General features: G+C 65.4%; 12 protein-coding genes. 5 read left to right on the forward strand and 7 right to left on the reverse strand.

Going from position 1 to position 13452, the window contains the following annotated elements:
* Window positions 1–73: 73 nt before the first annotated feature.
* The 5 genes from A9179_RS14645 to A9179_RS14665 all read right to left on the reverse strand — a co-directional run bounded on the left by A9179_RS14645 (window position 74) and on the right by A9179_RS14665 (window position 5178).
* Window positions 74–496: a group I truncated hemoglobin gene (locus tag A9179_RS14645; protein WP_187806951.1), complete on the reverse strand. Its 423-nt coding sequence runs from the start codon at window positions 494–496 to the stop codon at window positions 74–76.
* Window positions 497–498: 2 nt separating this feature from the next.
* Window positions 499–1359: a DUF3034 family protein gene (locus A9179_RS14650; protein WP_187806952.1), complete on the reverse strand. Its 861-nt coding sequence runs from the start codon at window positions 1357–1359 to the stop codon at window positions 499–501.
* A gap of 2 nt (window positions 1360–1361) precedes the next feature.
* Window positions 1362–3713, reverse strand: a complete 2352-nt coding sequence (locus A9179_RS14655; RefSeq protein WP_187806953.1) for a putative bifunctional diguanylate cyclase/phosphodiesterase — start codon at window positions 3711–3713, stop codon at window positions 1362–1364.
* Window positions 3697–4374: a methylamine utilization protein gene (locus A9179_RS14660; protein ID WP_187806954.1), complete on the reverse strand. Its 678-nt coding sequence runs from the start codon at window positions 4372–4374 to the stop codon at window positions 3697–3699. Before A9179_RS14660 ends, A9179_RS14655 begins: the two co-directional genes overlap by 17 nt.
* 114 nt (window positions 4375–4488) lie before the next feature.
* A complete protein-coding gene (locus A9179_RS14665; RefSeq protein WP_187806955.1) occupies window positions 4489–5178 on the reverse strand; it encodes an NUDIX domain-containing protein in 690 nt (229 codons plus the stop codon).
* Between the two features lie 113 nt (window positions 5179–5291).
* Between A9179_RS14665 and A9179_RS14670 the strand changes: the two genes are divergently transcribed.
* The 4 genes from A9179_RS14670 (at window position 5292) to A9179_RS14685 (ending at window position 9318) form a co-directional block, all read left to right on the forward strand.
* The gene (locus A9179_RS14670; RefSeq protein WP_394354729.1) at window positions 5292–5966 is read left to right on the forward strand and encodes a nicotinamidase; all 675 of its coding nucleotides are present in this window, start codon (window positions 5292–5294) and stop codon (window positions 5964–5966) included.
* Window positions 5967–5968: 2 nt separating this feature from the next.
* The gene (gene pncB, locus A9179_RS14675; protein WP_187806957.1) at window positions 5969–7174 is read left to right on the forward strand and encodes a nicotinate phosphoribosyltransferase; all 1206 of its coding nucleotides are present in this window, start codon (window positions 5969–5971) and stop codon (window positions 7172–7174) included.
* Between the two features lie 10 nt (window positions 7175–7184).
* Window positions 7185–8012, forward strand: coding sequence for an ammonia-dependent NAD(+) synthetase (gene nadE, locus A9179_RS14680; RefSeq protein ID WP_187806958.1), 828 nt, complete (start codon window positions 7185–7187; stop codon window positions 8010–8012).
* Between the two features lie 205 nt (window positions 8013–8217).
* A complete protein-coding gene (locus A9179_RS14685) occupies window positions 8218–9318 on the forward strand; it encodes an AI-2E family transporter (RefSeq protein WP_187806959.1) in 1101 nt (366 codons plus the stop codon).
* A gap of 58 nt (window positions 9319–9376) precedes the next feature.
* Here the strand turns inward: A9179_RS14685 and dcd are convergent, their stop codons facing one another.
* Both dcd and apbC read right to left on the reverse strand, forming a co-directional pair.
* On the reverse strand, window positions 9377–9943 hold the full coding sequence (gene dcd / locus A9179_RS14690) for a dCTP deaminase (RefSeq protein WP_187806960.1): 567 nt from the start codon (window positions 9941–9943) through the stop codon (window positions 9377–9379).
* Window positions 9944–10112: 169 nt separating this feature from the next.
* Window positions 10113–11207, reverse strand: coding sequence for an iron-sulfur cluster carrier protein ApbC (gene apbC / locus A9179_RS14695; RefSeq protein WP_187806961.1), 1095 nt, complete (start codon window positions 11205–11207; stop codon window positions 10113–10115).
* A gap of 193 nt (window positions 11208–11400) precedes the next feature.
* On the opposite strand from apbC, the gene metG reads away from it, so the two are divergent.
* On the forward strand, window positions 11401–13443 hold the full coding sequence (gene metG / locus A9179_RS14700) for a methionine--tRNA ligase (protein ID WP_187806962.1): 2043 nt from the start codon (window positions 11401–11403) through the stop codon (window positions 13441–13443).
* Window positions 13444–13452: the final 9 nt, after the last annotated feature.

Raw genomic sequence — 13452 nt, forward strand, 5'->3', positions numbered from 1 at the left:
TGCTCCTGCTTTCAGTCATAGCTCAGTTTGACCGGCTTGGCCGCTTTACCGCGGCAGATTCGTCGACATCGACCTAACGCTCGATGATCTGCCCGCGCATCGGTGCCAGACGTGCCAGCAGGCGGTTCTGCAGCGGCACGCTGACCTGTTCGGCGTCCATGGCGTCGATCAGATCCTCGACCAGGGCGTTGAAATCGCTACGCGTAAGGTTCAGCCCCTTGTGGCTCTCCTCCATGCTGTCGCCGGTGTACTCGCAGGGCCCGCCGGCCTCGACGCAGATCTGCTCGACCAGTTTGTCGCGCAGGCGCTCGATGTCGATGTCCTGAAAATGCCGGGAAATCCGCGGATTGCGCGCGGCATTGAGCAACATGCCCTCGACGATGCGGGTGATGCCGGCCTGCTCGCCGAGGCCGCGATAGAGGCTGTCATCCTTGACCGACTGAGTGGCGCAGGCGCCCAGCAAGACGATACCCAGGGCCAGCAGCAAGTTGCGCATGCTCAGAAACTCCCCTGCAGGGACAGGTAGGCCCCATCCTGGTTGTCCAGCCCGGCGATCTCGCCCAGGCGTGCATAGGCCAGCACCACGGCCAGGTGCTTGTTGGGGAAGTAGCCGAGGAACACATCGAACCAGTCGTTCTCGCCGGCGAAGCTGAGGTTGTCCGGCTTCTCGCGATACTCCACACCCAGTGCCCAGCGCGGATTGAACAGTACGGCCACACTGCCTTCCTTCAATACCGAGTGCTTGTCGCGGCGGTCGCCACCGAAGCCCAGCAGGCCCTGCTCGTTGGCCCGGCTGTAACGCAGGTTGCCGTTGAGCAGCAGGTTGTAGCCAAAGGCCGCACCTAGGAACAGGCGGCTGGCGGCCAGATAGCCCTCGGTGTCTTCGTCACGCTGGGCGCCGACCAGGCTCGGCACCAGGAAATCCTTCTGCCGCTTGTGCTCGATGCCCAGCGACACCTGCGGCAGGCGGTCGTAGATCAGGTCGCCGAACAAGCGCACCTTGAGGCCAAAGATGTCCTGGCTGAGGCTGTTGTCCGGCAGGTTGAGATTGCGCGCCAGGGTGCCCAGGTCGAAACGCTGGCGCGCATAGGACAGCTCCACCCGGTTACCGTAGGAAAAGGCCGCACCGCCGACATCCAGCCGGTAATCGCCGGTTTCCACGCGGGTGGCAAAGGCCGTGGCGCCCCACTCGCCCTCCTCGCCGTAGCCGGACAGCACCGCCCAGGGCACGATGCCGCCACCGGCCGCACCATCGATGCTGGTGGCGCCACCGGTGGCCAGCAGGCGCCCCTTCTCTTCCGCCAGGCCCAGGGCCGGCAGGCACAGCACGAGCAGGCCAAATACGAGTTTCTTCGTCATGCTCAAGGCACCATCGCCAGCGAGGCGTGTAGCGGCTGCCGAACCCAACTCTCGAACAGCTGAGCCGGCAGCGGTTTGTTGATGAAGTAGCCCTGCGCGGTGTCGCAGTTCCAGCGCCGCAGCAGCTCCAGGTTGTGGAGGAACTCGACGCCTTCCGCCACCACCTTGAGCCCCAGGCTGTGGCTCATCTCGATGGTCGAGCGGACGATCACCGCATCCTCGCTGCGCTCGTCGAGGTCGCGGATGAACGACTGGTCGATCTTCAGCTCCTGCACCGGCATGCGCTTGAGCTGGGCCAGGGACGAGTAGCCGGTGCCGAAATCGTCCACCGACAGGTGGATGCCGCACTCGCGCAGGCGGTGCAGCACCTTCAGGGCCAGCTGGGGGTCTTCCATCATGGCGCTCTCGGTGATCTCGAACACCAGTTGCTCGGCGGCTACCGAGTGGTAATCCAGCAGCTTGTGCACCCGTTCGGCCAGATCCAGGCTGACCAGGTCTTCGGCCGAGATGTTCAGCGAGATCTGCAGGTGCAGGCCGCGCTGGTTCCACTCCTCCAGCTGCCGCACGGTTTCCTCGATCACCCAGGTGGTAAGGATCTGAATGCTGCCGGTGCGCTCGGCCAGGGGGATGAATTCGCCGGGCGAGACCATGCCGTACTGCGGGTGGTTCCAGCGCAGCAAGGCCTCCGCACCCAGCACCCGGCCGGCGCGGATATCCAGCTTGGGCTGGTAATAGAGCAGCAGTTCGCCATTGCCCGCAGCGTGGCGCAGGTCGCGCACCAGATTGACCTGGCGCTGGTGGTCGTCGTCGCGGCCCTGCTGATAGACCTGCAGGTGCCCAGGCAAGTGGGCGGCATCCTGCATGGCGATCGCTGCGCGGCGCAGCAGGTCGTCCGGGGTATCGGCATGGGCCGGGAAGGCAGCGATGCCGATGTGGCAGTCGAGCACCAGGCTGAGGTTGCCGATCTGGATCGGCGCCAGCAGCATCTGCTGCAGTTTGTCGGCCAGCGCCACCGCGCTGTCGCTGTCGCTGTTTTCCAGCAGCAGGAGCATCTCGTCTGCCACCAGGCGCGCCATGCTGTCACCGGGGCGCAGGGTCGCCTGCAGGCGCCGGCTGAGCTGCTGCAGGCACAGGTCGGTGCCCTCGACTCCAGCGCTCTCGAGAATGGTGCGGTAATTGGCGATGCCCAGCTGCAGCAGCGCAGTCGGCCGCGCCGCAGTGATCGCGCTGCCCAGGCGTTCCAGCGCCAGGGTGCGGTTGGGCAAACCGGTCAGCGCATCGTGCAGGGCATTGTACGCCAGCTGCCGCTCGCGCTCGGCGATATCCTCCTGCATATGTCGCAGCGCCTGGGCCAGACTGCCCAGCTCATCGCGGCGGCGCACCTCGATGGCGGTCTGGTAGTCGCCCTGGCCCACCCGCTCGGCCACCAGCGCCAGCTGCCGCACCGGCTGCGACAGGCTGCGTGCCAGCAACAGGGCACCGAGCAACGAGGCGAAGAAGGCGGCCAGGGCGATCAGCAGGATGTCGTGATCCAGCGGGGCAAACGCCGCCTCGGCCTGCGCCACCGACTTGTGCAACAGGGCCAGCACCTGAAAATCCGTGCCACTGGCCAGCAATCGCCACTCGCCCAGGTAACGCTGACCGTCCGCTTCCAGCAGGCGGTTGCCGCTGTTGCCGCTGTCCAGGTGCAACTGCTTGATCTCCTCGCGCAGCTGGGCATGCAGCTCCGCCGGCAAGGTACTGACCCAGCCCGCCGGCTTGCCCTGCTCGAGCGAAACCAGGGTCAGCTCCAGGTGCGTCAGCTCGCGCAGCTCCTCGGCCAGCGCCGAGTCGAGGTGAAAGCCCATGACCACCCGGGCGATGGGCAACGGGGCATTGACCGTGGCCTCCACCAGCAGAAAGAGCTTGCCGTCGATCGGCAGCAGCACGGCCTGGTCGCCCTGCCGCTCGCGCATCTGCAGGGCCAGGCGCCCGACCGAAGCAGCACCGATACGCTCGTCGGTACTGGCCAGCAGGCTGCCGTCCAGACCGAGCAGCATCACCGTGCCGGCATTGATCCGCGCGCCATGGTTGGCCAGCGCCGAACGGATGGTGTCGCGATCACCGCTGGCCACTGCATCCTTGAAGCCGAAATCGGCAGCCAGCACCTGCACCGCGTCATGCAGCTGGCGGCCACGCAGGTTGAGCAGCTGCTCGAAGACCCGGCCGCCGACCCCCAGTTCCTCACGCAACTGCCCCTGCACCGCCACGCCGGTGGCCATTTTGACCGCGAAATACAGGGCACCGACCACCACCAGCAGGAGCAGGATCAGCACACTGGCGATGCGTGCCTGGAAGCTACTGCTGAACTTCACGGGTGGCCTTCTTGAATGCCTCGCCAAAGGCACCGGTTTTGGGGGCCTGGGGGATGGCCGCGGCACCACCGACCAGGGGCAGGCTGAAGCGCTGCTGGGTGTCGCCCGCGCCCAGCTGCAGCTCACCCGCCGCCACCGGCAGCATGTCGCGCACCTGGGGGTGCCACAGGGTCACCCGATAGCGCCCGGCCGGCAGCCCCTCGAGGCGCAGGTGACCGCTGGCGTCGCTGACGGCGAACCAGGGATCGTCGGTGACATACACATAACCGAGCATCCAGTCATGGATATTGCAGCCGAGCACCACCACCCCGGGCTTGTCGAACAGCACCGGCTCGCTCGGCGTGCCCTGGTACAGGCGCAGCTCGAAACGCTTGGCCGGCGAGAAGGAATAGACGTGGTGGCGGATGTTGTCGCTGTTGGGAAAGCGCACCGCAGTGCCGGTACGCACGACCAGCACGGTCGGCACGAACTGCTTGCTGCGCTGATCCATGATGCCGTCGGCAAGCGGCGCATTACCGCCGTCTCCCGCCAGCGTCAGCACGGCATTGCCCAGCGGACGCCCGCTGTCGTCGAGCAGGTCGGCCGTCAGGCCGGCGGCCCCCGCATACGGCGCGAGGCCGCCGCAAAGCACCAGGACAAGGACAACGAAGGACTTGAACATGCTGGATTCCGCACTCCGACCCAGGCCCGGCAGGATGAACCTGCCGTCCCGACAACCCTTCTTAGCGTTTCCAGCAGCGTAGTCGAGGAGATCGCCAAGGGCACGCCAGCGCGCTCAGGAAAGCACGCTGCGGTCGAAGACGTAGGTATCGCCGCTCTTGCGCCGTTCCAGCAGATTCTGCGGGCGGCCCATCTTCGGGTAGTTGCGTTCCCCGGTCTCGACGATCCAGGCCTGCTGCTTCATTTTCTCCAGGCGCCCGCGCAAGGTGGTGTGCTGCACTGCCTGCCCCAGGCAGGCCTGGAACGCGGCAAGCGCCTCGGTGACGGTGAAGCGCGGCGCCAGCAACGCCAGCGGCAGCGAGGTGTACACCGACTTGCCGGCCAGGCGCTCGCGCGCCTGAGCCACCAGCTGGACATGGTCGAACGGTAGCGGGAAGCGCTCGCCGAGCACCTCGTCGAGGTCGACGAAGCGCAGATCATCCCCCTCCAGTGGCACCTGCGGCGGCAGCAGGGCCAGGTAGAACGCGCTCAGCGACCAGCCGCGCGGGTCGCGGGCGGCATTGCCCACCGTCGCCACCTGTTCCAGGTGCTGCGGGCAGACCCGCGCCTTCTCGTCCAGGGCGCGCTGCGCCGCAGAATCCAGGCTGGGATCGGCGCAACGGCCATTGACCAGCACCCCGGGCAAGGCCCATTGCCCTTCGAACGGCGCCTGGGCGCGGCGGATCAGCAGCAGCTCCAACCTGCCCGCCTCGCTCAGGCGCAGCGCGACTATATCCACGCTGGCCAATACTTCCGCCGTTGCCATGCTTCCTCCGTTGCCTTGTCGACTTATTTCATCTTGACCAATAAGCCCCATGATTTCACGCCATTCATGGAAAATCGCTTGACTACATATTACATCAGATGAAATATGTAGCCATGCAATGGCGCAACCAAGGAGCGCACCCCATGAAAATCGCCAGTTTCGACATCGACGCGCAAAAGGGTTTCACTCCCCTGTGCCCGGACGAGCTGCCGGTTCCCGGCGGCGATGCCATCGCCCCGGCCCTCAACCAGCTGGCCGAGCGCGCCAGCCTGCGCCTGGGCAGCAAGGATGCGCACAGCCCGCAAGCCGCCTGGGTGGCGCCCAGCCACGCGGAGATGCTCAAGCCGCTGGCGCTGGCCAATGCCGACCTGTCCTGGGTCAGCCACTGCGTGCCCGGCACCCCGGGCTTCGAGCTGCTCGACGAGCTGCCGGCACCGCTGGACTACGACTACTTCGTGTGGAAAGGCGTGGAACCGGATCTGCATCCCTACGGCGCCTGCTACCACGACCTGGCCGAGAAGCGCAGCACGGGCGTCATCGAGTTTCTCCGGCACAATGGTGTAGAGCGTGTACTGGTCGGCGGCCTGGCCCTGGATTACTGCGTGAAGACCACCGCCCTGCAACTGCGCCGCGCTGGCTTCGCCGTCGACCTGTACCTGCCGGCCTGCCGCGCCATCGCTGAAGACACCGCACAAGCCGCCTGCACCGCGATGCGTGCAGCCGGCATCGCCCTGCATGCCAGCCTGGACGAGCTGGATGAGGCCCTGAACAGCGCCAAGGAGATTTGATCGTGGGCGAAAGCGTATTTGCCGAGCGCATCGTGCAGAACCTGCTCGACACCGACTTCTACAAGCTGACCATGATGCAGGCGGTGCTGCACAACTACCCCAACGCCGAGGTGGAGTGGGAGTTCCGCTGCCGCAACGCCGAGGATCTGACGCCCTACCTGGCAGAGATCCGCTACCAGATCGAGCGCCTGACCGAGCTGAGCATGAGCGCCGATCAGTTGGCCTTCCTCGAGCGCATCCCGTTCATCAAGCCGGACTTCACCCGCTTCCTCAGCCTGTTCCGCTTCAACCTGCGCTACGTGCACACCAGCATCGAGGACGGCCAGCTGTCTATCCGCCTGCGCGGCCCCTGGCTGCACGTGATTCTCTACGAGATCCCGCTGCTGGCCATCGTCAGCGAGGTGCGCAACCGCTATCGCTACCGCGACGTGCTGCTGGAACAGGCCGGCGAGCGCCTGTACCAGAAGCTCGACTGGCTCAAGGGCGAGGCCTCGGCCAGCGAACTGGCCGGCTTCCAGATCGCCGACTTCGGCACCCGCCGGCGCTTCTCCTACCGAGTGCAGGAGCAGATGGTGCACATCCTCAAGCGCGACTTCCCCGGGCGCTTCGTCGGCACCAGCAACGTGCACCTGGCCCGCGAGTACGACCTCAAGCCGATCGGCACCATGGCCCACGAATGGCTGATGGCCCACCAGCAGCTCGGCCCGCGGCTGATCGACAGCCAGAGCGCCGCACTGGACTGCTGGGTTCGTGAATACCGCGGCCTGCTCGGCATCGCCCTGACCGACTGCATCACCATGGATGCCTTCCTGGCCGACTTCGACCTGTACTTCGCCAAGCTGTTCGACGGCCTGCGCCACGACTCCGGCGACCCGCTGCAGTGGGCGGAGAAGGCCATCGCCCATTACGAAAAGCTCGGCATCGACCCCATGAGCAAGACCCTGGTGTTCTCCGACGGGCTCGACCTGGAGAAGTCGCTGCAGCTCTACCGTGCACTTTGCGGGCGGATCAACGTAAGCTTCGGCATCGGCACCCGGCTGACCTGCGACATTCCCGGCGTCGAGCCGATGAACATCGTGATCAAGATGACCGCCTGCAACGGTCAGCCGGTCGCCAAGATTTCCGACACACCGGGCAAGACCCAGTGCCGCGACGACAACTTCGTCAGCTACCTGAAACATGTTTTTCGCGTCAGCGACGCCAACTGAGGAATCCGCCATGAGTAACCGCCAAGCCGAAATCGCCGCCGCCCTCGACGTGGTGCCGCCCTTCGCCGACGAAAGCGCCCTGCTGGCACAGATCGACAAGCGCAAGGCGTTCATCAAGAACACCTTGAAGAACTCCGGCCTCAAGGTGCTGGTGCTGGGCATCAGCGGCGGTGTCGACTCGCTGACCGCTGGCCGCCTGGCCCAGCTCTCGGTCGAGGAACTGCGCAGCGAAACCGGCGACGCCGGCTACCGCTTCATCGCCGTGCGCCTGCCGCACAACACCCAGCACGACGAGCACGACGCCCAGGATTCGCTGAAATTCATCCGCGCCGACGAGGAAGACACCGTCAACATCGCCGCCAGCGTCAGCGGCCTCGGCGAGCAGGTCAGCCACCTGCAGAAGCTCAGCGATGCCCGCCGCGACTTCGTCAACGGCAACATCAAGGCACGCATCCGCATGGTCGCCCAGTTCGCCATCGCCAACGCCAACAACGGCCTGGTGATCGGCACCGACCACGCCGCCGAGGCGGTGATGGGCTTCTTCACCAAGTTCGGCGACGGCGCCTGCGACCTGGCCCCGCTGTCCGGCCTGGTGAAGAACCAGGTGCGCGCCATCGCCCGCTACCTCGGTGCCCCACAGCACCTGGTGATGAAAACGCCGACCGCCGACCTGGAAGAACTGCGCCCGGGCAAGCCGGACGAAGACGCCCACGGCGTGACCTACGCCGAGATCGACGCCTTCCTGCACGGCCTGCCGGTGAGCAACGAGGCCTACGCCATCATCGTGCGCACCTACGACAACACCCGGCACAAGCGCGAGCTGCCGCTGGTACCCTGACCTCGCGTCAATACCGACTCTACGTGATCGAATCGGGCGGCTGGTCGGGAATGACCGGCGCGCCTGGCGGCGCTGAATTGCGCCCAGGAGAGCAGGCGCTCCAGATGCCTCAGAGCAAAGTTGGGCTGGGCAAACTAGGCTGACACGCGCAGCCAGCGCAATAAATTGGGCTGACGCGAGAAAACCAGACTTAGGAAAGCCCCTCATGTCCGACCTTCCGCCGATCGACCCACGCATTCCTCGTACGTTGCTCGACACCCTGATCCGTGCCGGCCTCATCGCAACCCTGGTGGTGGCCTGCTACGAGATTTTTCACCCGTTTCTCAGCCTGATGGCCTGGGCAACGATCCTCGCCGTCACCCTTTACCCGGCGCACGGCATGCTCAAGGCCCGCATTGGTGGTGGCGAGGGACGCGCAGCCACCCTGCTGGTAATAGTCGCCGTTGCCATCCTGCTGGTACCCGCCTATCTACTCGGCGCCTCGCTGACAGAGTCAGTGCAGAGCGTCATCGCCGTGGTCAAGGAAGAAGGCGTGCATATTCCCAGCCCACCTACTGCCATCGCCGACTGGCCGCTGATCGGCAAGCCTCTGTATACCTTCTGGGCACAGACCGTCGCCGACCTCAGCAGCACACTGCAACACGCCGCCCCCCACCTGAAGGGAGTGGTGCTGGGGCTGCTCAGCAAACTGGCCGGGGCCGGCGTTGGCCTGCTGGTGTTCATCGGCGCGCTGATCATCGCCGGTGTCATCATGGCTTACGGCAAGACCGGCCAGGCCAGCGCATTGCGTATCGCCAATCGAGTGGTCGCCGAGGGCCACGGCCAGAACATGACCGCCCTGTGCACTGCCACCATCCGCGCGGTCGCCCAGGGCGTAATCGGCATTGCCTTCATCCAGATGCTGTTGATCGGCGCCGGTTTCATCGTCAAGGGAGTGCCTGGCGCCGGCCTGCTGGCGCTGGGTGTGTTGATCATCGGCATCATGCAGTTACCAGCCACCCTGATCACGCTGCCGGCAATCGCCTACGTCTTCTTCGCAGAGGGCGCCAGCCTGGCCGCGATCATCTTCGCTATCTACACCTTCGTCGCCGGCCTGGCAGACAACGTGCTCAAACCACTGTTACTGGGCCGCGGCGTGGACGTGCCGATGCCCGTGGTGCTGATCGGTGCCCTGGGCGGCATGGTGGTCGGTGGCATCATCGGCCTGTTCATCGGCCCAGTGGTGCTGGCGGTGGGCTACAAGCTGTTCTGGCAATGGGTCGACCAGCCGACCCAGCACACAGAGCCGGCCAGCCCTGGCGAGTAGAGGCTGCAGATGCAAAAAAGCCGGGCAATGCCCGGCTTTTTTATGACCCCCAGCGCAATCAGGTACGCGGCAGGGTCACGCCGGTCTGGCCCTGGTACTTGCCGCCGCGGTCGGCGTAGGACACTTCGCAGGCCTCGTCGGACTGCAGGAACAGCATCTGCGCCACGCCCTCGTTGGCGTAGATCTTCGCCGGCAGGGTGGTGGTGTTGGAGAATTCCAGGGTTACGTGGCCTTCCCACTCAGGTTCCAGCGGGGTGACGTTGACGATGATGCCGCAACGCGCATAGGTGCTCTTGCCCAGGCAGATGGTCAGCACGTCGCGCGGGATGCGGAAGTACTCGACGGTACGGGCCAGGGCGAAGGAGTTCGGCGGAATGATGCACACCGGGCCTTTGACATCGACAAAGCTCTTCTCGTCGAAGTGCTTGGGATCGACGGTGGCCGAGTGGATGTTGGTGAACACCTTGAATTCGTCGGCGCAGCGCACGTCGTAGCCGTAGCTGGAAACCCCGTAGGAAATCAGGCGGTCGGCGCCTTCGGTGCGCACCTGACGCTCGACGAAGGGCTCGATCATCCCGTGTTCCTGGGCCATGCGGCGAATCCACTTGTCCGATTTGATGCTCATGGCGGGCGTCCTGATCAAGGTCTGGTGAAAAATTGAGCGCGCATCTTACCGGGAGGCAGGGCGCGCTTCAAAGGCCTCCGTCGGAAGCCCTGTAGGAGCGAGCTCTGCTCGCGAATACTGGTTACGCAAAAGCTTCGCGAGCAGGGCTCGCTCCTACAACAAAACAGGCTCAGTCGTCGCTGATCTCGATATTCGGCATGGCCCCGGCACCCAACCCGCTCTGGGCGATGCGCGCGCCAACGCTACGGGCCATGGCCTGGTAGATCATGGCGATCTGGCTTTCCGGGTCGGCCACGGTGGTCGGCTTGCCGCCGTCCGACTGCAGGCGGATGGCCATCGACAGCGGCAGCGAGGCCAGCAGATCGACGCCGTACTGGCCGGCCAGCTTCTCGCCGCCGCCTTCGCCGAACAGGTGCTCGGCATGGCCGCAGTTGGAGCAGATGTGCACGGCCATGTTCTCCACCACGCCCAGCACCGGGATGTTGACCTTGCGGAACATCTCCACGCCCTTGCGTGCATCGAGCAGGGCCAGATCCTGCGGGGTGGTGACGATCACCGCGCCAGCCACCGGCACCTTCTGCGCCAGGGTCAGCTGGATGTCGCCGGTACCCGGCGGCATGTCCACCACCAGGTAGTCGAGGTTGTCCCAGGCGGTCTGGGTGATCAGCTGCAGCAGCGCGCCGGAGACCATCGGCCCGCGCCATACCACCGGGGTGCTGTCGTCGGTGAGGAAGGCCATCGACATGACCTGCACGCCATGGGCCTCCAGCGGCACGAAGAACTTCTCGTCGCGCACCTTCGGCCGGGTGCCTTCGGCGATGCCGAACATGATGCCCTGGCTCGGGCCGTAGATGTCCGCATCCAGGATGCCGACCCGCGCACCTTCGCGGGCCAGGGCCAGGGCCAGGTTGGCCGCGGTGGTCGACTTGCCCACCCCGCCCTTGCCGGAGGCCACGGCGATGATGTTCTTCACGTTGTGCAGCGCCGGCACCTGGGCCTGGGCCTTGTGCGGTTCGATGGCGATATCCACCTGCACGCGGGCGCTGTCGACACCGTCGAGGTTCTCCAGGGCCATCTGCAGCATCTGCGCCCAGCCGCTCTTGAACAGCCCGGCGGCGTAGCCCAGCTCCAGGCGCACCTGCACCTTGCCGCCCTGGATATCGACTTCGCGCAGGCAGCCGGCGCTGACCGGGTCTTGGTTGAGGTGGGGGTCGGTGAACTGGCGCAGGGTCGCTTCGACCGCTTGGCGGGTAACGGCGCTCATGGGGCAACTCCGAAAGGCTGAGCAAAACAGGCGGGCATCTTACCGTAGGAGCATGGGCCGTTGGGCGGCTGTTGCCGTTTACCAGCGCCGCGAGCCGCCGGAGCCGCGCCATCCGCCCCGCCACGGATGAAAAAAAACCGCCGCGCCTATATAGTTGCCGACTTCCCTCGAAACACCAGTGCAGCCGATCACCATGTCCGAAGCCCGCAAGATTCTCGTTACCAGCGCCCTCCCCTACGCCAACGGCTCGATCCACCTCGGGCACATGCTCGAGTACATCCAGACCGACATGTGGGTGCGTTTCCAGAAGCTGCGCGGCAACCAGTGCATCTACGTCTGCGCCGACGACGCCCACGGCTCGGCGATCATGCTGCGCGCGGAAAAGGAAGGCATCACCCCGGAGCAGCTGATTGCCGGCGTGCAGGCCGAGCACAGCGCCGACTTCGCCGACTTCCTGGTCGACTTCGACAACTACCACTCGACCCACGCCGAGGAAAACCGCGAGTTGTCTGCCGCCATCTACCTCAAGCTGCGTGATGCCGGGCATATCGCCACCCGCTCGGTGACCCAGTACTTCGATCCCGAGAAGGGCATGTTCCTCGCCGACCGCTTCATCAAGGGCACCTGCCCGAAATGCGCGACCGAGGATCAGTACGGCGACAACTGCGAGAAATGCGGCGCCACCTACGAGCCCACCGAGCTGAAGAACCCGCGCTCGGCCATCTCCGGCGCCGTGCCGGTGCTCAAGGACTCCAAGCACTTCTTCTTCAAGCTGCCCGACTTCGAGGCCATGCTGAAGACCTGGACCCGCTCCGGCACCCTGCAGGATGCCGTGGCCAACAAGATCGCCGAATGGCTGGATGGCGGCCTGCAGGAGTGGGACATCTCCCGCGATGCGCCCTACTTCGGCTTCGAGATCCCCGACGAACCGGGCAAGTACTTCTACGTTTGGCTGGACGCGCCGATCGGCTACATGGCCAGCTTCAAGAACCTGTGCGCCAAGCGCCCGGAGCTGGACTTCGACGCGTTCTGGAACAAGGATTCGAGCGCCGAGCTGTACCACTTCATCGGCAAGGACATCGTCAACTTCCACGCCCTGTTCTGGCCGGCCATGCTCGAAGGCGCCGGCTACCGCAAGCCGACCGGGGTCAACGTGCACGGCTACCTGACCGTCAACGGGCAGAAGATGTCCAAGTCGCGCGGCACCTTCATCAAGGCGCGCACCTACCTGGATCACCTGAATCCGGAATACCTGCGTTACTACTACGCCAGCAAGCTGGGCCGCGGCGTCGACGACCTCGACCTGAACCTCGAGGACTTCGTGCAGAAGGTCAACTCCGACCTGGTCGGCAAGGTGGTCAACATCGCCAGCCGCTGCGCCGGCTTTATCCACAAGGGCAACGCTGGGGTTCTTGTAGACGCCAACCCGGAACCGGAACTGTGGGCCGCCTTCCAGGCCGCCGCGCCGAGCATCGCCGAAGCCTATGAAGCGCGCGACTTCTCCCGCGCCATGCGCGAGATCATGGCCCTGGCCGACCGCGCCAACGCCTGGATCGCCGACAAGGCGCCGTGGGCGCTGAACAAGGTCGAAGGCAAGCAAGCCGAGGTACAGGAAATCTGCGCCCTGGGCGTCAACCTGTTCCGCCAGCTGGTCATCCTGCTCAAGCCGGTGCTGCCGAAACTGGCTGCCGACGCCGAGGCCTTCCTCAACGTCGCCCCGCTGAGCTGGAACGACCTGGCCACGCCGCTGGCCAACCACCAGCTGAACCCGTTCAACCCGCTGCTGACTCGCATCGAGCCAGCCAAGATCGAAGCCATGACCGCCGCCTCCAAGGAAGACCTCGCCGCTACCGACACGCCTGCCGCGCCAACTGGCAACGGCGAACTGGCGAAAGACCCGCTGGCCGCCGAAATCGCCTTCGACGCCTTCGCCGCCGTCGACCTGCGCATCGCCTTGATCGAGAAGGCCGAGTTCGTCGAGGGCGCCGACAAGCTGCTGCGCCTGACCCTGGATATCGGCGACGCCAAACGCAATGTGTTCAGCGGCATCAAGAGCGCCTACCCGAACCCGGCCGAGCTGGAAGGCCGCCTGACCCTGTACGTGGCCAACCTGGCCCCACGCAAGATGAAGTTCGGTGTCAGCGAAGGCATGGTGCTGGCCGCCGGCCCAGGCGGCAGCGAGATCTACCTGCTCAGTCCGGACAGCGGCGCCAAGCCGGGGCAACGCGTCAAGTAAAGCGCAGGC

This window comes from Pseudomonas alcaligenes (genome assembly GCF_014490745.1).
Classification (GTDB): Bacteria; Pseudomonadota; Gammaproteobacteria; order Pseudomonadales; family Pseudomonadaceae; genus Aquipseudomonas; species Aquipseudomonas alcaligenes_C.